The organism is Streptosporangium roseum DSM 43021 (genome assembly GCF_000024865.1).
GTDB classification, from domain to species: domain Bacteria; phylum Actinomycetota; class Actinomycetes; order Streptosporangiales; family Streptosporangiaceae; genus Streptosporangium; species Streptosporangium roseum.
The window spans coordinates 2,627,676-2,648,084 of sequence record NC_013595.1 but is presented as its reverse complement, the minus strand read 5'-3'; the positions used below and the strand labels follow the sequence as shown (position 1 = coordinate 2,648,084).

Annotated in this window: 8 protein-coding genes; all 8 read left to right on the top strand. The window is 74.5% G+C overall.

The annotated features are described in order from the left end of the window. Nucleotides 1-193: 193 nt before the first annotated feature. Genes SROS_RS11780 through SROS_RS11745 form a run of 8 tightly spaced genes read left to right on the top strand, consistent with a single transcriptional unit; the run spans nt 194 to nt 20,405 of the window. Nucleotides 194-3,676 (top strand): amino acid adenylation domain-containing protein, encoded by a 3,483-nt coding sequence (locus tag SROS_RS11780; RefSeq protein WP_012889152.1) that lies wholly within the window; start codon nt 194-196, stop codon nt 3,674-3,676. Next, a complete protein-coding gene (locus SROS_RS50885; RefSeq protein WP_012889151.1) occupies nt 3,676-4,440 on the top strand; it encodes a thioesterase II family protein in 765 nt (254 codons plus the stop codon). Before SROS_RS11780 ends, SROS_RS50885 begins: the two co-directional genes overlap by 1 nt. Beyond that, a complete protein-coding gene (locus tag SROS_RS11770) occupies nt 4,437-6,713 on the top strand; it encodes a lantibiotic dehydratase (protein ID WP_012889150.1) in 2,277 nt (758 codons plus the stop codon). Before SROS_RS50885 ends, SROS_RS11770 begins: the two co-directional genes overlap by 4 nt. Then, nucleotides 6,710-8,995, top strand: a complete 2,286-nt coding sequence (locus SROS_RS11765) for a lantibiotic dehydratase (protein ID WP_012889149.1) — start codon at nt 6,710-6,712, stop codon at nt 8,993-8,995. Before SROS_RS11770 ends, SROS_RS11765 begins: the two co-directional genes overlap by 4 nt. Further along, nucleotides 8,992-11,295: a lantibiotic dehydratase gene (locus SROS_RS11760; protein WP_012889148.1), complete on the top strand. Its 2,304-nt coding sequence runs from the start codon at nt 8,992-8,994 to the stop codon at nt 11,293-11,295. Before SROS_RS11765 ends, SROS_RS11760 begins: the two co-directional genes overlap by 4 nt. Next, nucleotides 11,292-14,828, top strand: a complete 3,537-nt coding sequence (locus SROS_RS11755; RefSeq protein WP_012889147.1) for a non-ribosomal peptide synthetase — start codon at nt 11,292-11,294, stop codon at nt 14,826-14,828. The genes SROS_RS11760 and SROS_RS11755 overlap by 4 nt, the downstream gene beginning before the upstream one ends. Then, nucleotides 14,818-20,205, top strand: coding sequence for a type I polyketide synthase (locus tag SROS_RS11750; protein ID WP_012889146.1), 5,388 nt, complete (start codon nt 14,818-14,820; stop codon nt 20,203-20,205). The genes SROS_RS11755 and SROS_RS11750 overlap by 11 nt, the downstream gene beginning before the upstream one ends. Then, the gene (locus tag SROS_RS11745; RefSeq protein WP_012889145.1) at nt 20,202-20,405 is read left to right on the top strand and encodes an MbtH family protein; all 204 of its coding nucleotides are present in this window, start codon (nt 20,202-20,204) and stop codon (nt 20,403-20,405) included. Before SROS_RS11750 ends, SROS_RS11745 begins: the two co-directional genes overlap by 4 nt. The last annotated feature ends 4 nt before the right edge of the window (nt 20,406-20,409 follow it).

Sequence of the window (20,409 nt, the reverse complement as noted above, 5' to 3'; positions counted from 1 at the left end):
CGCAGATCCCTCGCGAAAAGGTCACACCTAAGCCGCGTATAGCCACGTTTGCGGACATTGCAATCGTACGGCCAATGATCGGCAATGTCCGCCCTTTAACGTTCCACGTGTCAGCGAGCCGCGAGTCGTGCCTGAGGGCGTAACACGGGTAACGGCGGATCCAGATGGTGAGCAACGTGCAGGAATTCCGGAAATGCAACATACGGTAGTCGGCCGATTCCTCGATGTCGTAAATAACAATCCTGACCGCGTCGCGGTGCATTCGGTTGACTCTTCAATCACATATGCGGAACTGGCGTACACCGCCGGCGGGATCCGGCATCTCGTCGCCGCGGCGGGGGGCCGCTCGGGAGCACGCGTCGGTCTGCTGACCGGCCATGACCCGACGATCATCGCCGCGATCATGGGGACGCTGCTCTCCGGCTGCGTCTACGTCCCGCTGGACCCGTCGTACCCGGTGCCGAGGCTGGCGTACATGCTCGACGACGCCGACGTGACCGTGCTGGTCACCACGCGCGGGCACGAGGCGCTCGCCCGGACCCTCCTCGGGGACCGTTCCTGCCAGGTGGTCCTCGTCGAGGACGCGACCCCGGCGCCGCCGCTGGCCGCCGGGCCGATCGAGCCGGACAGCCTGGCCTACCTGCGCTACACCTCCGGATCCACCGGCGTGCCCAAGGGGGTGGCCCAGAGCCACCGCAACCTGGCGCACTGCGTCGGCAACCAGATCGAAAGCCTGTCGATCACCGCCGAGGACCGCCTCAGCCTGCTCGCCTCGGTCAGCTTCGACGCCTCCATCCCCGACATCTACCCCGCGCTGCTGACCGGTGCGGCCGTGGTGCCGATCGACGTCCGCGCTCTCGGGCCGGGCGAGCTGGTGCGCCGCCTGGCCGACCTGGGCGTGACCGTCTACCACTCCACCCCGACGCTCTACCGGTACGTGCTCGACGCGCTGGGGCCCGAGGGCCGGCTGCCCTCGATCCGCACCGTGCTGCTGGGCGGGGAACGGGTGACCGGGGCCGACGTGGCCGCGGGCCGGGGACGCTTCGCCGGTGACTGCTGGTTCGTCAACGGTTACGGAGCCACCGAGGCCACCTTCGTGGCCCACCACCGGACCCCCTTCGACGCGCCGCAGGCCGATCCGGAAGCCGGCCCCCTGGTGCCGATCGGCCGCGCGCTGCCGGGCTACGAGGTGGTGCTGCTGGCCTCCGCCGGCGGCGAGGGGGAGATCGCCCTCCGCAGCCCGTACCTCGCGCTGGGGTACTGGCGGGATCCGGAGCGCACCGCCGAACGGTTCACCGTCGACGGCGAGGGCAGGCGGGTCTACCGGACCGGGGACCTCGGACGCGAGCTCCCCGACGGCACGCTGGTCTGCCTGGGCAGGCTGGACCGGCAGATCAAGGTGCGCGGGTTCCGCGTCGAGCCGGCCGAGGTGGAGACGTACCTGACGGGACAGCCGGGAGTGGCCAGGGCCGTGGTCACCCTCGCCGGCGACAGGCTGGTCGCCCACGTCCAGCCGTCCGCCGGCGCCGTACTGGATCCGGCCGCGATGCGCCGGGGCGCGGCCGAGGTCCTCCCGGACTACCTGGTGCCCACGGCGGTCGTGGTGCTGGACGCGCTGCCGCTCACCCCGACCGGCAAGGTGGACACCCTCGCCCTGCCCGCGCCGGGCCCCGCCCGCGCGGGTGAACGGCCCGCCACGCCCGCCGAGGCCACGGTGCACGACGCCTGGTGCGACGTGCTCGGCGTGGCCCAGGTCGGCGTGACCGAGCCGTTCTTCGACGCCGGCGGCCACTCCCTGCTCCTGGGACGGCTCCAGCAGCGGCTGGCCGACGTGTTCGGGACGCCGGTGCCGATGATGACGCTGTTCGAGCACACCACGGTGCGGGCCCAGGCCCGCGCCCTGTCCGCTCCGGCGGCCGCCCCGTCCCCCCGCCCGGCCGTCGCGGCCGCCTCCGCCGCCGCCGATCCAGTCGACCTCGACGACTTCGACGACTTCGACGACCTCGACGGCCACGTCGCGGTGGTCGGCCTGGCCTGCCGGTTCCCCGGCGCGCCCGACCCGGCCGCGTTCTGGTCCGCGCTGTCCGACGGGGTGGACGCCATCTGGGACTACTCGGACGCGGAGCTGCGAGAGCTGGGCATCGGAGCGGCGCTGCTCGCCGACCCCGCGCACGTGAAGGCCGGCGGGAAGCTGGACGGGGTGGCGGACTTCGACGCGGAGTTCTTCGGATTCACCGCCGACGAGGCCGCCCGCACCGATCCGCAGCACCGGCTGTTCCTGGAGACGGCCTGGGAGGCCCTGGAGGACGCGGGATGTGATCCGGACCGGTTCGACGGCCAGATCGGCGTGTTCGCCTCCACCTCGGCCAACCGGTACTTCCTGTTCCACCTGTTCGGCAACCCCGCCGCCGGCTCGCCCGACGATCCCGACGACTGGGAGGGGCGGATCCTGCCCCACCAGCGCGCCGACCACCTGCCGGGGCAGGTCGCCTACCGGCTCGGCCTGACCGGCCCGGCGATCGCGGTGCAGACCGCCTGCTCCAGCTCCCTGGTCGCGGTGTGCATGGCCGCCCAGAACCTCGCCGACCACCGCTGCGACCTCGCGCTCGCGGGCGGTGTCACCGTCACCTGGCCCCGGCACCGGCACACTCCCGGCGGGATGACCTCCCCCGACGGACGGTGCCGGGCGTTCGACGCCGCGGCCAACGGCTCGGGGTTCTCCAGCGGGAGCGGCGTGGTGGCGCTGAAGCGGCTCGCCGACGCCGTCGCCGACGGCGACCACGTGTACGCCGTGATCCCCGGCTGGGCGATCGGCAACGACGGCGCCGCACGGGCGGGCTTCGCCGTACCGGGCCTGACCGGGCAGGTGTCCGCGGTGACCGAGGCCCTCGGCGACGCGGGGATCTCCCCCGACGAGATCGGCATGGTGGAGGCGCACGGCAGCGGCACGCCGCTGGGAGACGCCATCGAGGTGGAGGCGCTGACCCGCGCCTTCCGCGCGGCCGGCGCCCGGGGCACCGGATACTGCGCGCTGGGCGCGGTCAAGACCAACATCGGCCACACGGACGCCGCCTCCGGGATCGCGGGGTTCATCAAGGCGGTCCTGGCGGTACGGCACGGGCAGGTCCCCGGCAACCTGCACCTCGACTCCCCCAACCCGCAGCTCGACCTGGACCGCGGGCCGTTCTACCTGCCCGCCAAGACCGCGCCCTGGCCCGACGGCCGCCGGCGCGTGGCCGGGGTCAGCGCGATCGGCATCGGCGGCACCGGCGCCCACGTCCTGGTGGCCCAGGCGCCGGAGCCGGCGGTCACACCGCCCGTCACCGGGGGCCGGTACCTGTTCCCCGTCTCCGCGCGCTCCCCGGAAGCCCTCCGCGCCGCGATCGTACGGCTCCGCGACCACCTGGCCGCCAACCCGCACCTGTCGCCGGCCGACGTGGCGCACACCCTGACGGCCGGGCGCCGCTCCTTCGCCCACCGGGCCGTCGTGGAGTGCGGCAGCCTCGCCGAGGCGATCGCGGCGCTCGACCCCGACCTGCTGATGCCGCGGAGCGGCGGAGCCGATACACCGGCTCCGCCGCCCTCCGGCTCCGTCGCCCCGGGGCGACGGGTGCCACTGCCGACCTATCCCTTCCAGCGGCAGCGCTACTGGATCGATCCGCCCGGAGGCACCTGATGACCACCCTGACGGCCCGCTGGTTCCGGTGCCCGCGGCCCCTGCCACACGCGGCCCTGCGGCTGTTCTGCCTGCCGTACGCCGGTGCGGGCGCGGGCGTGTTCCATCCGTGGCCGGCCGCTCTCGCTCCCGGCGTGGAGGTGGTGGGCGTCCAGCTTCCCGGCCGGGAGAACCGGATCGTCGAGCCGGCCGAGATCGACCTGACCGAGCTGGCCGCCGCGGTCGCCGACGCCGCGGCCGCCGACAGCCGTCCCTACGCGCTGTACGGGCACTCGCTGGGCGCGCGGCTCGGGTTCGAGGTGATACGGAGCCTGCGCCGTACCGGGGCGCCCCTGCCTGTCCGGCTGTACGCGGGTGCCGCCCGCGCGCCGCACCTGAGCGGGTCCGACACGTTCGACGGGCTCTCCCGCGTCCCCGACGACGAGCTGGTGACCCGGGTCGTCGCCGGGGGTGGCGTGCCCGAGGCGGTCGCCGGGGAACCGGAGCTGCTGGAACTGCTGCTGCCGACGCTGCGGGCGGACTTCGCCTGGCTGGACGACTACGTGTACCAGCCCGAGCCGCCGCTGCCGGTGCCGATCGTGGCCTTCGCCGGAACGCTCGACCGGGCCGTCTCGACGGAGCAGATGGCCGCCTGGGAACAGCACACCACCGCCGGGTTCGTCCTGCACCACGTCGACGGCGGCCACTTCTTCCTCCAGGACCGCCTGCCGGACCTGCTCTCCCTGCTCTCCGCGGACCTCACGGCCGCAGGCGGTGAACCGTGACGAAAGTGAACCTGGGCGGCACCGGCTGGTCGGTGTGGCAGGACGCGCTGCTGCGCACCACCGGATTCCCCGCCGACGGGCTGGAGGCGTTCGCCGCGCCCTCGGCGGCAGCGGCGGCCGACGACCTGCTGGCCGGGCGCGGGGACGCCGGGGTGTTCGACAAGGCGCTGGCCGGCGCGATCGCCGCCGGGGCCGGGAAGATCTGCGACATCGCCGCCGACCCGCTGGTCCGCGAGGCCGTCACCTGGCAGAACCCCGGCGTGCTCATCGCCCTGGACGGCCTGGTCAGGCGTGGCCCCCAGGCGGCCCGCAACGCGCGCCACCGCGGCCGGGAACGGACGGTGCTCCGTTACTGGCAGCGCTACTGCGCCAAGAACGAGACCATCGGCTTCTTCGGACCGGTCTGCTGGGTCGCCCTCGACGCGGACGCCCGGCAGGCGTTGGACGTCCGTACCGGACCCGGCCTGCTGCGCGAGCGCCGGGTCTTCTTCGAGGGCTGGGCGATGTCCGCCTACGCCGACCACCTGGCCACCGACCCGCGGGTCCGCCGCTGGTGGCCGCCGGCGTTGATGCCGCACCTCACCCTGCGGGAGCGGGAGCTGCTCCGTCCCATGCAGCCGCCGCTGCCGCTGTCCCCGGCCGAGGCCTCGGTGCTGGCCCGCTGCGACGGCCGCACCCCGGCCGCCGAGGTGGTCGCCGGCCTGGCCCGCCCCGAGGACGGCTACCTGCTGCTCGAACGGCTGGCCGAGCGCGAGCTCATCACCTGGGACGCCGCCCTGCCCGGCACCCACGCCATCGAGGAGACACTCCGCGCCCGCATCACCGCGATCGGCGATCCCGACCTGCGGCAGCGCGCTCTGACCGGACTGGACCGGCTGTGCGCGGCCCGCGACGCCGTCGCCGCCACCGCGGGCGACCCCGACGCGCTCAAGACCGCCCTCGCCGCCCTGGACGAGGAGTTCACCGCCATCACCGGCGCTCCGCCCCGCCGCCGCGACGGGCAGATGTACGCCGGCCGTACCCTCTGCTACGAGGACACCACCCGCGACCTCGACGTCACCGTCGGCGCCCCCCTCCTGGACGACCTCGTGCCGCCCCTCGCCGTCATCCTCACCGCCGCCCGCTGGCTGACGGCGGCGCTCGCCGACGCCTACGGAAAGGCCCTGCGCGAGCTCTACGACGACCTGCGGGAGGGCTCCGACGCCCCGGTCCGGCTGGCCGACCTGATGTCCCTGTCCCAGGGCCTGTTCTGGGGCACCGGGCGGCGCCCCGCCGACGACGTCGCCGAGGAGTTCACCCGCCGCTGGGAGAGCCTGTTCGGCCTCGAAGGCAACGACACCCGCGTTCAGCTGTCCGCCGCCGAGCTGGCCGGACCGGTGGCGCGGCTGTTCGCCGCCGAGCGGCCGGGCTGGTCAACCGGCCGGCTGCACAGCCCCGACCTGCAGATCTGCGCCACCGACGTCGACGCGATCAATCGCGGTGACTACCAGGTGGTCCTCGGCGAGCTGCACGCGGCGTGGCCGACGCTCGACTGCGACATCTTCACCTTCTGGCACCCCGAGCTCGACCGGCTGCGCGACGAGCTGACCGCCGACCTCGGCGAGCACCGGGTCCGGCTGCTCTACCCCGCCGGCTGGCCCCGGCAGGGAGGACGGGGCGCGGAGTCGCTGGCCGGCGTCACCGACAGGTCGCTGGGGTTCGCCGCGGCATCGGGCGCCGACCCCGACCGGCTGCTGCCGGCCACCTCGGTCACCGTCTCCGACGAGGACGGAGACCTGGTCGCCACGGCATCCGACGGGCACCGCTGGCCGCTGATCGAGATGTTCGCCGGCATGCTCAACGGCCTCGCCGTCGACGCCTTCAAGCTCACCACCCCCGCCCCCCATGCCCCCCGGATCACCATCGACCGGCTGGTCATCACCCGCGAGACCTGGCGCACCACCGTCGCCGACACCGGGCTGGCCGCCATCACCACCGAGCGCGAACGCTACCTCGCCACCCGCGCCTGGCGACACCGCCTCAACCTGCCCGACCAGGTCTTCGTCAAGATCGGCACAGAAGTGAAACCCTGCTACTTCGACCTGACCAGCCCTCACTACGCCGATGCCCTGTGCACCATGCTGCGCGCCACCGGAGCCGACGCCTCCGTGACGATCAGCGAGGCCCTGCCCACCCCCGAACAGGCCTGGGTCCCCGACCACGACGGCAACCGCTACTTCAGCGAGCTGCGCCTGCAGATCATCGACTCCGTGCCCGCGGGCGGTGGGCGATGACGAAGGTGAACCTGGGAGACACCGGCTGGTCGGCATGGTCGGACGCGCTGCTGCGCACCACCGGATTCCCCGCCGACGGGCTGGAGGCGTTCGCCGCGCCCTCGGCGGCAGCGGCGGCCGACGACCTGCTGGCCGGGCGCGGGGACGCCGAGGTGTTCGACAAGGCGCTGGCCGGCGCGATCGCCGCCGGGGCCAGGAAGATCTGCGACATCGCCGCCGACCCGCTCTTCCGCGAGGCCGTCACCTGGCAGAACCCCGGCGTGCTCGTCGCCCTGGACGGAATCGTCGCGGGCGGACCCGACGCCTCCCGCAACGTGCGCCGGCGGGACCGCGAGCGCGCCGTGATCCGTTACTGGCAGCGCTACTGCGCCAAGAACGAGACCATCGGCTTCTTCGGCCCCATCTGCTGGATCACCCTCGATCCGGAGACCGACCGGACACTCGACGTCCGCGTCGGACCCGGCCTGCTGCGCGAGCGCCGGGTCTTCTTCGAGGGCTGGGCGATCACCGCCTACGCCGACCACCTGGCCACCGACCCGCAGGTCCGCCGCTGGTGGCCGCCCGCGCTCCAGCCCCACCTCACCCTGCGGGAGCGGGAGCTGCTCCGCCCCCTTCAGCCGCCGCTGGCCCTGTCCGCACCGGAGGCGGCCCTGCTGGCCCGGTGCGACGGCCGTACCCCCGCCGCCGAGGTGGTCGCCGACCTGGCCCGCCCCGAGGACGGCTACCTGCTGCTCGAACGGTTCGTCGAGCGCGAGCTCATCACCTGGGACGCCGCCCTGCCCCTCGGGCACGACGCCGAACAGGTCCTGCGCGAACGCATCGCCACCATCGACGGCCCCGACCTGCGGCAGCGCGCTCTGGACGGGCTGGACCGGCTGTGCGCGGCCCGCGACGCCGTCGCCGCCGCCGCGGGCGACCCCGACGCGCTCAAGACCGCCCTCGCCGCCCTGGACGAGGAGTTCACCGCGCTGACCGGGGCCCCGCCCCGCCGCCGCGACGGGCAGATGTACGCCGGCCGCACCCTCTCCTACGAGGACACCACCCGCGACCTCGACGTCACCGTCGGCGCCACCCTCCTGAACGCCGTCGCGGCTCCCCTGAGCGTCATCCTCACCACCGCGCGCTGGCTGACGGCGGCGCTCGCCGACGCGGGCGAGACGGTCCTGCGCGAGCTGTACGACGAGCTGCAGGAGGGAGACGACGGCCCGGTCCGCCTGGCCGACCTGTGGTATCTCGCCCAGGGGCTGCTGTTCACTCCGGGCGCGGGACCGTTCCGCGCGGTGTCGGAGGATTTCACCCGGCGCTGGGTGGAACTGACCGACGTACGGTCCGGCCCCGAAGGCGGCGCCCGCGTCCAGCTGTCCACCGCCGACCTGGCCGAGCCGGTGGCGCGGCTCTTCCCCGCCGAGCGGCCGGGCTGGGCCGCCGCCCGGCTGCACAGCCCGGACCTGCAGATCTGCGCCACCGACGTCGACGCGATCAACCGTGGCGACTACCAGGCGGTCCTCGGCGAGCTGCACCCGGCGTGGGCGCCGTTCGACAGCGCGCTGTTCAGCCCGTTCCACCCCGACCCCGATCGGCTACGTGCCCACTACGACCTCGACCTGGGATCGGACCGGATCCGGATCCTGTATCCGGAGGACTATCCCCGCAACACCAGCCGCGCCGGTTACGGCCTCGCCGGTCCCGGTGACCGGCAGCTGGGTGTCGACAGGGCCCGGGGCGCCGACCCCGACCGGCTGCTGCCGGCCACCTCGGTCACCGTCTCCGACGAGGACGGCGTCCTGGTCGCCACGGCGCCCGACGGCCAGGGGTGGCCGGTGGTCGAGATGTTCGCCGGCATGCTCAGCACGCAGTTGATGGACGCGTTCAAGCTCACCACGCCTGTCTCGCACGCCCCCCGGGTCACCATCGACCGGCTGGTCATCGCCCGCGAGACCTGGCGCACCACCGTCGCCGACACCGGGCTGGCCGCCATCACCAACGAGCGCGAACGCTACCTCGCCACCCGCACCTGGCGCGGACGCCTCAACCTGCCCGACCAGGTCTTCGTCAAGATCGGCACAGAAGTGAAACCCTGCTACTTCGACCTCACCAGCCCCCACTACGTCGGCGTCCTGTGCACCATGCTGCGCACCGCCGGAGACGACGTATCCGTCGTGATCAGCGAAGCCCTGCCCACCACCGAGCAGGCCTGGGTCCCCGACCACGACGGCAACCGCTACTTCAGCGAGTTCCGTCTGCAGATCACCGACTCCGTGAGCGCGGGCGGTGGGCGATGACGAAGGTGAACCTGGGCGGCACCGGCTGGTCGGTGTGGTCGGACGCGCTGCTGCGCACCACCGGATTCCCCGCCGACGGGCTGGACGCCTTCGCCGCCCCCGGGGCCGCGGCCGCCGCCGACGACCTCCTAGCCGGTCACGGCCAGGCCGAGGTGTTCGACAAGGCGCTGGCCGACGCGATCGCCGCCGGGGCCGGGAAGATCTGCGACATCGCCGCCGACCCGCTGTTCCGCGAGGCCGTCACCTGGCAGAACCCCGGCGTGCTGGTGGCTCTGGACGGACTGGTCGCCGGTGGGCCGCAGGCGTCCCGTAACGTACGCCGCCGGGACCGCGAGCGGGCGGTGATCCGTTACTGGCAGCGCTACTGCGCCAAGAACGAGACCATCGGCTTCTTCGGCCCCGTCTGCTGGGTCACCGCCGGGCCGGGCACCGCGCAGGCGGACGCCGGTCACGGCGCCGGGCGGGCGTTGGAGGTGCGCACCGGGCCCGGCCTGCTGCGCGAGCGCCGGGTCTTCCTGGAGGGCTGGGTGATGGCCGCCTACGCCGACCACCTGGCCGCCGACCCGCGGGTCCGCCGCTGGTGGCCGCCCGCGCTCCAGCCCCACCTCACCCTGCGGGAGCGGGAGCTGCTCCGCCCCATGCAGCCGCCGCTGGCCCTGTCCCCGGCCGAGGCCGCGGTGCTGGCCCGTTGCGACGGGCGCACCCCGGCCGCCGAGGTGGTCGCCGGCCTGGCCCGCCCCGAGGACGGCTACCTGCTGCTCGAACGGCTGGCCGAGCGCGAGCTCGTCACCTGGGACGCCGGCCTGCCCCTCGGGCGCGACGCCGAACAGGTCCTGCGTGAACGCATCGCCACCATCGACGGCCCCGACCTGCGGCAGCGCGCTCTGGACGGGCTGGACCGGCTGTGCGCGGCCCGCGACGCCGTCGCCGCCGCCGCCGGAGCCCCCGACGCGCTCAAGGTTGCCCTCGCCGCCCTGGACGAGGAGTTCACCGCGCTGACCGGGGCCGCGCCCCGCCGCCGCGACGGGCAGATGTACGCCGGCCGCACACCCTGCTACGAGGACACCACCCGCGACCTCGACGTCACCGTCGGCGCCCCCCTCCTGGACGACCTCGCGCCGCCCCTGGCCATCACCCTCGTCGCCGCCCGCTGGCTGACCGCCGAGCTCGCCGGCGCCTACACCGCGGCGCTGCGCGAGCTCTACGACGACCTGCGGGAGGACTCCGACGCCCCGGTCCGGCTGGCCGACCTGATGTCCCTGTCCCAGGGCCTGTTCTGGGGCACCGGACAACGACCCGCGGACGCCGTCGCCGAGGAGTTCACCCGCCGCTGGGAGAGCCTGTTCGGCCTCGAAGGCAACGACACCCGCGTCCAGCTGTCCGCCGCGGACCTGGCCGGACCGGTGGCGCGGCTCTTCCCCGCCGAGCGGCCGGGCTGGGCCACCGGCCGGCTGCACAGCCCCGACCTGCAGATCTGCGCCACCGACGTCGACGCGATCAACCGTGGCGACTACCAGGTGGTCCTCGGCGAGCTGCACGCGGCGTGGCCGACGCTCGACTGCGACATCTTCACGGCCTGGCATCCCGACCTCGACCGGCTGCGCGACGAGCTGACCGCCGACCTCGGCGAGCACCGGGTCCGGCTGCTTCATCCCGCCAGCTGGCCCCGGCACACCGGACGCGGTTCGGCGGGGCTGACCGGTGTCACCGACAGGTTGCTGGGCTTCGCCGCGGCGCCGGGTGCCGACCCCGACCGGCTGCTGCGGGCCACCTCGGTCACCGTCTCCGACGAGGACGGAGATCTGGTCGCCACGGCATCCGACGGACACCGCTGGCCGCTGATCGAGATGTTCGCCGGCATGCTCAACGGCCTCGCCGTCGACGCCTTCAAGCTCACCACCCCCGCCCCGCACGTCCCCCGGATCACCATCGACCGGCTGGTCATCGCCCGCGAGACCTGGCGCACCACCGTCGCCGACACCGGGCTGGCCGCCATCACCAACGAGCGCGAACGCTACCTCGCCACCCGCACCTGGCGCGGACGCCTCAACCTGCCCGACCAGGTCTTCGTCAAGATCGGCACAGAAGTGAAACCCTGCTACTTCGACCTCACCAGCCCCCACTACGTCGGCGTCCTGTGCACCATGCTGCGCACCGCCGGAGACGACGTATCCGTCGTGATCAGCGAAGCCCTGCCCACCCCCGAACAGGCCTGGGTCCCCGACCACGACGGCAACCGCTACTTCAGCGAGCTGCGCCTGCAGATCACCGACTCCGTGCCCGCGGGCGGTGGGCGATGAGCGGCCTTCCGCACCACCCGGAGACGGACCGGCCGTCCTTGCCCGAGGGGAACGTCGCCGATCTCATCGTGGCACGGGCCCGCGCCGTACCGGACGCGGTGGCGGTCGCCCAGTGGGACGAGAAGATCACCTATCGCGAGCTGGCCGGCCGCGCCGCGGTGCTCTCCGCCCGGCTCCGCGCGCTCGGCGTCGGGCCGGAGACCAGGGTCGGGATCTGCATGGAGCGACGGCCCGCGCTGCTGGTCGCGCTCCTCGGCGTGCTGCTGTCCGGTGGCTGTTACGTGCCGCTGGACCCGGCAGGTCCGCGACTGCGGCTGCGGGACATGGCCACCGATGCCGGTCTGGACATCGTGGTGTGCGACGGGACGGGAGCCGAGGCGGCGGGCGAGGCGGGGCTTCGGTGCGTCGCCGTACCCGGCCCGGACGAGCCGGCCGACCTGGCCGCCGTGCCGGCCTGTCCTGCGGCGCCGGACAACCTCGCCTACGTGCTGTACACCTCCGGCTCCACCGGCCGCCCCAAGGGCGTGCTCGTCACCCACCGCAACCTGGTCGACTTCGTCCTCGGATCCGTCGCGAGCATCGGGGCCGACCAGAGCACCCGCGCGCTGGCGGTCTCGTCCCTCGGCTTCGACGCCTCCGTCCTCGACCTGTTCGTGCCGCTGGCCGTGGGCGGGGCGGTGCAGCTGGCCGGTGACGCCGACCGCACCGACCCGGCCAGGCTGCAGCGTTTCGCCGCCGAGCACGGGGTCACCTGGGGGTTCACGACCCCGGCCGTGCTGTCCCTGCTCGACCCGGCCACGCTGCCCGCCTGGCGGGTGGTGATGTGCGGCGGCGACGCGGTGCCGGCCCAGCTGGTCAACCGGTGGGCGGCGCCGGGCCGCCGGTTCGTCAACATCTACGGGCCCACCGAGACCACGGTGTCGGCCGTCACCGGCGAGCTGGTCGCGCCGCAGGCCACGCCGGTGCAGATCGGCCACGCGACCCCCGGCCACCGCTGCTACGTCGTCGACGACCGGCTCCGTCCGGTCGAGCCCGGCGCCGAGGGCGAGCTGCTGATCGGCGGTCCCGGCGTTTCCCGCGGTTACCAGGGCAGGCCCGCGCTGACCGCCGAGGCGTTCGTGCCCGACCCGTTCTCCGGCGAGGCAGGCGCGCGACTCTACCGGACCGGGGACATGGTGCGGTACGCCGACGACGGGCAGCTCGTCTACCTGGGCCGTCGCGACGGGCAGGTCAAGATCCGCGGCCAGCGGATCGAGCTCGGCGAGATCGCGGCCGTCCTGGAGGAGCACCCGGCGGTGACGCAGGCGGCCGTGGAGGCGGTGCCCAGGCCCGGCGGCGGCCTGGAGCTGGTCGCGTTCCTCACCCCGCAGGACGCTCCGGCCGACCCGGGATACGCCGCCTCGCGGCTGACCTCGGCGATGCTGCCCGGACGCGTGCTGCGCCTGCCCGAACTGCCGATCAACGCCTCCGGCAAGGTGGACCGGGCGAAGCTGCGCGAGCTGGCCGTCGCGGAACGCCCCGCCGGCGAGTCCCCGGAAGGGAGGACGGCCACCGAACGGGCGCTCGCGGCGGTGTGGCGGCGCCTGGGCGTCGGCACCGACTTCTTCGCGAGCGGAGGCGACTCGATCACGGCGATGCGGCTGGTCGCCGCCGCCCGTGGCGAGCTGGGCCTGGACGTGACGGTGGAGGACGTGTTCGCCGGCCGTACCCTGCCGGAGATCGCCGAGCGGTTCGACAAGGCCGGCCGGCTGCCGGGTCCGGAGCTCACCGTCGGCCACCCGCCGACCCTGGCGCCGCCGCAGCGCCGGCTGTGGTTCCTGGACCAGCTGGCCCCCGACGCCGCGCCGTACAACATCGCCCTGGCCGAGACGCTGCGCGGTCCCCTGGAGGTGCCGGCGCTGCGGGCGGCGCTGCGGGCGGTCGCCGAGCGGCACGCCGTGCTGCGCTGGCGGATCCGGCAGACGGACGGCGTGCCGTACGCCGTCTGCGAGCCCCCGGCCGACGTGGACCTGACCGTGGTGGACCTGAGCGGGTACGGCCAGGCGCAGCGGGACACCCAGCTGCGCACCCGGCTGGCGGCCGGCGCGGCCGCCCCGTTCGACCTGGCGGGCGGCTCCCCCTGGCGGGCGTGGCTGTACGTGCTGGGCCCCGACGAGCACGTGCTGGCGCTGACCCTGCACCACGCGGTGTTCGACGGCTGGTCGCGGGACACGCTCTACACCGATCTGTCCGCCGCCTACACGGCCGCCGTCACCGGCCGGGAGGCGGACCTCCCGCCGCTGCGGGCGTCGTACGCCGACTACGCGGTCTGGCGGGCCGAGCGGGACCAGCGCGACGGCGAGGCGGACCTGGCCTGGTGGGCCGCGCATCTGCGCGGGGCGCCCACCGTGCTGGACCTGCCCCGCGACCGGCCTCGCCCGGCGGTGCAGACCTACCGCGGCGCCGAGGCCCGCGTGACCCTGCCGCCCGGCACCGACGCCGCGGTCCGCGCGCTCGCCGCCGACCTCGGGGCGACCCCGGCGGGGGTGCTGCTGGCCGGGCTCGGCCGGCTGCTGCACAGGCTCACCGGCAGCGCCGACCACGTGGTCGGCGCGGTCGTCGCCGACCGGCGGGTGGCCGCCTTCGACGACCTGGTCGGGTTCTTCATCGACATGGTCCCGCTGCGGCTGCGGTCGGACGAGCAGACCGGCTTCGCCGACCACGTACGGCGGTGCACCCGCGAGCTGCTGGACGTCGCCGCGCACCCGGCCGCGCCGCTGGAGCGGGTGGTCGAGGAGCTCGGCATCCGCAGGGACACCTCCCGCGCCCCGCTGGTGCAGGTGATGTTCAACGTGCTGAACCTCACCGAGCCCCGGCTGGACCTCCCCGGGCTGCGCAGCGAGACGATCGAGGTCGACAAGCCGGGATCGCCGTTCGACCTGACCGTGTACGTGGCGGAGCGGGAGGGCGGATTCTCCGTCGAGGTCGTCTACAACCCCGACCTGTTCGACGCCTCCAGGGTCGACGCGATGCTCGCCGACTACGTGAACGTGGTCGGCGCGCTGGCCGCCGACCCGGCCACCCCGGTGGGCGCGGTCACCCTGCCCGAGCCGCTCTCGCCGGGCGCCGCACCGGACGCCATGCGGGTCGCCGCCCCCGTGGCGGCGCCGCTCGCGGTCCCGGGGGCCGGGTCGACCGCCACCGAGGAGCTGATCGCCGCGGTCTGGCGTGAGGTCCTGGAACGGGACGCCGTCGGGCTCGACGACAACTTCTTCGACATCGGCGGCCACTCGCTGGCGCTCGCCGCCGTGCACGCCCGCCTGTGCGTCCGGCTCGGCCGCGAGCTGCGCATGGTGAACCTCTTCCACTACCCGAACATCCGCGCCCTGGCCGCCTTCATCGACAACCAGGCGGGCGGCTCCGCCGACCGACCCCAGGACGACAACTCCGAACTCGCCCGCGCGGCCTCCCGGGCCGAGGCGCGGCGCAACCGTAACCGGCGCACACGACGCGTCCACAGCACCACCGGACAGGAGAACGACCATGACCAGTGACGTCACCGACGAGGGCGTCGAGCCGATCGCCATCGTGGGGATGGCCGCCCGGGTACCGGGCGCGGCCGACATCGGCGAGTTCTGGCGCAACCTGGTCGACGGTGTCGAGTCGATCACCACCTTCACCCGTGAGGAGCAGGTGGCCAGGGGCGCGTCCGAGGAGGACGTGGACGACCCGAGCTGGGTGTCGAAGGCGCCGTACGTGGAGGGGTACGACCAGTTCGACGCCGGGCTGTTCGGCCTGAGCGCGCGCGAAGCGGAGATCCTCAACCCGCAGCACCGGCTGTTCCTGGAGACGTGCTACTCCGCGCTGAACGACGCCGGCACCGACCCCGCGCGCTACGACGGCGCCATCGGCGTCTACGCGGGCACCGGGGGCAACCAGTACCTGTGGGAGAACCTGGTCCGCAACGAGAAGGTGTGGGCGACCCGCCACGGCATCGGGCTCGCCACCGCCAACTCGCCGAACTACGTCGCCACCACCGTGTCCTACCGGTTGGACCTGCGCGGGCCCAGCTTCACCATCCACACCGCCTGCTCCACGTCGCTGGTCGCGCTCCACCTGGCCTGCGAGGCGCTGCGCGGCGGCGAGTGCGACATGGCCCTGGCGGGCGGCGTCAACGTGGAGCACCCGCCGGCGACCGGATACATCGGGGTGGAGGGGTTCACCTCCCCCGACGGTCACTGCCGGCCGTTCGACGCCGACGCCAACGGCACCGTCTGGGGCAGCGGCGTCGGCGTCGCCGTGCTCAAGCGGCTGGAGGACGCCCTCGCCGACGGCGACCACATCCACGCGGTGGTGCGGGGCAACGCGATCAACAACGACGGCGCCGGCAAGGTCGGTTTCTCCGCGCCCAGCGTCGACGGGCAGGCCGCCGCGGTCGCGCAGGCGGTCGGGCTCGCCGGGATCGACCCGCGCACGATCGGCTACGTCGAGGCGCACGGCACCGGCACCGCGATGGGCGACCCGATCGAGGTCGCCGCCCTGTCGGCGGTGTACACGCAGGCCACGCAGGACCGCGGCTGGTGCGGTATCGGCTCGGTGAAGTCCAACATCGGCCACCTCAGCCAGGCCGCGGGCATCATCAGCGTGATCAAGGCGGTGCTCGCGCTGAAGCACGGGCTGATCCCGCCGACGATCAACTACGAACGCCCCAACCCGGCGATCGACTTCGAGGACACCCCGTTCTACGTGGCGTCCACGCTCAGCAAGTGGGAGACCGACGGCGGGCCGCGGCGCGCCGGAGTGAGCTCCTTCGGCATCGGAGGCACCAACGCGCACGTGGTCCTGGAGGAGGCGCCGCGCACCGGGGCGGCCCCCCTGCCCCCGCGGCCCGCCCACCTGCTGCAGGTGTCCGCCAAGACCGCCACCGCGCTCGACACGGCGGTGGAGCGGCTCGCCGGGCACCTGGCGGCCAACGAGGACCTCGACCTCGCCGACGTGGCCCACACGCTGCGGGTGGGCCGGATGGAGTACGCGCACCGGGCCGCGGTGGTGGCCACCGACCGCGCCGACGCGGTCGCCGCGCTGCGGGACCGCAAGCGCCGCCGCAAGGGAGAGTCCGGCGCAACCCCGCCGGCGGTCGCCTTCCTGTTCTCCGGGCAGGGGGCGCAGCACGCCGGCATGGGCGCGGAGCTGTACCGGACGGAACCGGTGTTCGCCGCCGCCGTCGACGAGTGCGCGGGCCTGCTCACCGAGCACCTCGGCCTCGACCTGCGCGACCTGGTGTTCGGCACCGCGCCCGACGCCGACGAGACGCTCCGGCAGACGCGCTACACCCAGCCGGCGCTGTTCACCGTGGAGTATGCGCTGGCCAGGCTCTGGCAGAGCTGGGGGGTACGGCCGGCCGCGATGATCGGCCACTCCATCGGCGAGTACGTCGCCGCGACCGTCGCCGGGGTCTTCACCCTGCCCGACGCGGTACGGCTGGTCGCCGCCCGCGGCGCGCTCATGCAGTCGATGCCGCCGGGCGCGATGCTCGCCGTCCAGCAGGACGAGTCGGCGCTGGCCGGACAGCTGCCGGAGGGGGTGTCGGTGGCGACCGTCAACGGCCCCGGCACCTGCGTGGTGGCCGGCCCCGCGGACGCGATCGAGGCGTTCGCCGAGACGCTGAAGGCCCGGAAGGTGGGCTGCAAGGCCCTGCGCACGTCGCACGCGTTCCACTCGGCGATGATGGAGCCGATCCTCGACGAGTTCACCGCGCTGGTCGCCTCCGTGCCGCGGCAGGCGCCGAGCCTGCCGTTCTGGTCCAACGTCACCGGTGAGCCCATCACCGCCGAGCAGGCGACGGACCCGGCGTACTGGGCCGGTCACCTGCGGCAGCCGGTCAGGTTCGGCGCCTGCGTCGCCGGGCTGTTCGCCGCGCACGGCGACACGCCGCCGCTGCTGGTGGAGTGCGGGCCCGGCCGGCAGCTGGCCGGGCTGGCCAGGATGCAGCTCCCCAAGGGGGCGCCCGCGCCGCTGCCCAGCCTGCCCGGCCCCGGGGAGCGGGCCGGGGACGCCGTCACCGTCTACGACGCGGCGGGCACGCTGTGGTCCGCCGGAGTGCCGCTGGCCGCCGGTTTCGGCGCGGCGGCCAGCCGGGTGCCGCTGCCGGCCTACCCGTTCGAGCGCCGGCGCTACTGGATCGACGCCGACCCGGTCGACCAGGCCGCCGTCGCCGCGCCGGTCCGGCGCCGTGGCCCGCTGCCGCTGGACGACTGGTTCGCGGTGCCCACCTGGCGCCAGGCCGCCCCGGACCTCCGCCGGACCGACCTCGGCGACTGCCTGGTGCTGGCCGACGGGCCGCGCGGGGAGGAGCTCGTCGCCGAGCTGCGCGCCCGGGGCGTCACCGTGCGGGTGGCCGGTCCCGGCGACCACGAGACGCTGCTCGCCGCCGGCACCCCCGCCAGGATCGTGCACGCCCTGACGCTGGACGGCGTGCCCGCCGACGGCGCGATCGCCGCCACCTGGGAGGCGCAGGAGCGCGGCTTCTTCAGCCTGCTGGAGCTGGTCCAGGCCCTGGCCGGCGCGGGGGTGACCGACGGGGTCCACCTCGACGTGGTGTCGTCGGGCGCCTCGGACGCGCAGGGCGCCCTGCTCCGCCCCGAGCACGCCACCCTCGCCGGCATCGCCCGGGTGGTCCCGCTGGAACTGCCCGGCCTGACCGTCCGCCACATCGACGCCGACCCGGAGGCGGGCGCCGCGCAGACGGCCGACCTCGTCTCCGAGCTGCTGCGGCCCGCCGACGAGACGGAGGTGGCGCTGCGCGCCGGCCGCCGCTGGGTCACCGACTACGCCCAGGTCCCCGTGGGCGCGGAGACCTCCGGACCCGCGGTGGTCCGCGACGGGGGCCGGTACCTGATCACCGGCGGGATCGGCGGGATCGGCATCACCCTCGCCGAGGACTTCGCGCGGCGGTCCCGCGCCCGGCTGGCGCTGCTCAGCCGCGGCGGCCTGCCGCCCCGCGAGGAGTGGGACACCCACCTGGCGGTGCACGGCGGCGCGGACAGGACGGGCCGGGCCATCCTCGCGATCCGGCGGATGGAGCAGGCCGGCGCCCAGGTGCTGGTGCTGGCCGCCGACGTCACCGACCCGGCCGGGCTGCGCGCGGTGCGCGAGCGCATCGACGCCGAGTTCGGCGGGCTGGACGGCATCGTGCACGCCGCCGGCCTGCCCGGCGGCGGCATGGCCGAGGTGAAGGAGCGTGCGGCGGCCACCGCCGTACTGGCTCCCAAGATCGCCGGAACCCTCGCCCTGGCGCAGGTCTTCGGTGACCTCCCGCTGGACTGGGTGGCGCTCTGCTCCTCGGTGACCTCGGTGGTCGGCGGTTTCGGGCAGGTCGACTACTGCGCGGCCAACAACTTCCTCGACGCCTACGCCCGCAGCGCGCACGGCTGGCGCGCGCCGGTCGTCTCGCAGAACTGGGGCGGCTGGACCGAGGTCGGCATGGCCGTCGAGGTGGCGGCGCCCGACGGGTTCCGCGCCGCCCGCGGCGGGGTGGCCGAAGCGGTGGACCACCCGGTCCTGTCCAGCCGGGTGACCGGTCAGGACGGGGAGGCCGAGTGCCACGGGCTGGTGTCCGCCACCACGCACTGGCTGCTCGACGAGCACCGCATCGGCCAGGTGCCGGTGGTGCCCGGAACCGGTCACCTGGAGACGGCGCGGGCCGCCGTGGCCGCGTGTCTGCCCGCCCCGGACGCCGACCACGCCGTGGAGCTGCGGGACGTGGCGTTCCTGGAGCCGTTCTCCGTCCCCGACGGGGGCACCGCGCAGTACCGGGTGGAGCTGACCACCTCGGCGGACGGCGTGGAGTTCCGCGTGGTGAGCCGTACGGCGGGCCGCTCGGCCACGCACGTGCGCGGTTCGGCCGCGTGGGTCCGCCCCGAGCCGGCCTCCGGGGTGGACGCCCCGTCGATCGTGGCGCGGTGCCGGCCGAGCTCGGCCGTACGCGAGACCGGCCGTACCAGCATGCTCAGCTTCGGTCCCCGCTGGGACGCACTGGGCGAGCACCACGTGGGCCCGGACGAGGAACTCGCCAGGATCGTCGCGCCCGAGGCCGCCATCGCCGACCTGGAGCGCTGGGTGCTGCACCCGGCGCTGCTGGACGTGGCCACCGCGTTCGGCGAGGGCCGCGGGGAGGGCAGCTACCTGCCGCTCTCCTACGGCCGGGTGCTGGTGCGCGGGCCGCTGCCCGCCCGCTTCTGGAGCCACCTGCGGTACGCCGACGGCGGTGACGACGTGGTCTCGGCGGACCTGACGCTGTTCGACGAGGACGGCCGGGTGCTGGTGGAGATCGGTGACTTCGTCCTGCGCCGGGTGAACCGCGACGCCGTCGCCGGCGACCTGGCCGCCGTCCCCGGCGGCACGACCGAGGGCGCCGGCGCTGCGACCGCGCCGGCCGGCGACGGGATCTCCCCCGTCGACGGCGCCGAGGCGTTCCGCCGGGTGCTGGCCGCGCGCCTGGGCCCGCAGGTCGTGATCAACCCGCTGCCGGTGGCCGAGCTCGCCGAACGGGCCAGATCCCGGACCACCGACACCATCGCCGAGGACACCGGAGCCGACGAGCGGTCCGGGTCCACGGAGGACGGAGACGACCACGCCACGCCGCGCAACGAGCTGGAGGCGACCATCGCGCGGGTGTGGAGCGACGGTCTCGGCGTGTCGCGGGTCGGCATCGACGACGACTTCTTCGAACTCGGCGGCAACTCGCTGATCGCGGTGCAGCTCATCGCCTCGCTGCGCAAGGCCGTCGGCGTGAAGCTGCCGATGCGCAGCCTGTTCGAGTCCCCGACCGTGGCCGAGCTGGCGCTCGTCGTCGAACGGCTGCGGGCCGCCGACGGCGAGGCCGAGCAGTCCCGCCCGGCCACCACCATCCCCAAGCTGGACCGTAAATGAACAAGGCAGGAACCATGACCGACCACCCCTATCTGGTCGTGCGTAACGACGAGGAGCAGTACTCGATCTGGCCGGCGGGGCGGAACCTCCCCGCCGGGTGGCACGAGGCCGGCTTCAGCGGAGCCAAGCAGGAGTGCCTGGACCACATCGAGACGGTGTGGACCGACATGCGCCCCCTCAGCCTGCGTCAGGGCGGGTGACGGG

Excerpts from the sequence above, each read along its gene's own strand:
- SROS_RS11780 (WP_012889152.1), top strand. The coding sequence starts at position 194 with ATGCAACATACGGTAGTCGGCCGATTCCTCGATGTCGTAAATAACAAT.
- SROS_RS50885 (WP_012889151.1), top strand. The coding sequence starts at position 3,676 with ATGACCACCCTGACGGCCCGCTGGTTCCGGTGCCCGCGGCCCCTGCCA.
- SROS_RS11765 (WP_012889149.1), top strand. The coding sequence starts at position 6,710 with ATGACGAAGGTGAACCTGGGAGACACCGGCTGGTCGGCATGGTCGGAC.
- SROS_RS11760 (WP_012889148.1), top strand. The coding sequence starts at position 8,992 with ATGACGAAGGTGAACCTGGGCGGCACCGGCTGGTCGGTGTGGTCGGAC.
- SROS_RS11755 (WP_012889147.1), top strand. The coding sequence starts at position 11,292 with ATGAGCGGCCTTCCGCACCACCCGGAGACGGACCGGCCGTCCTTGCCC.
- SROS_RS11750 (WP_012889146.1), top strand. The coding sequence starts at position 14,818 with ATGACCAGTGACGTCACCGACGAGGGCGTCGAGCCGATCGCCATCGTG.
- SROS_RS11745 (WP_012889145.1), top strand. The coding sequence starts at position 20,202 with ATGAACAAGGCAGGAACCATGACCGACCACCCCTATCTGGTCGTGCGT.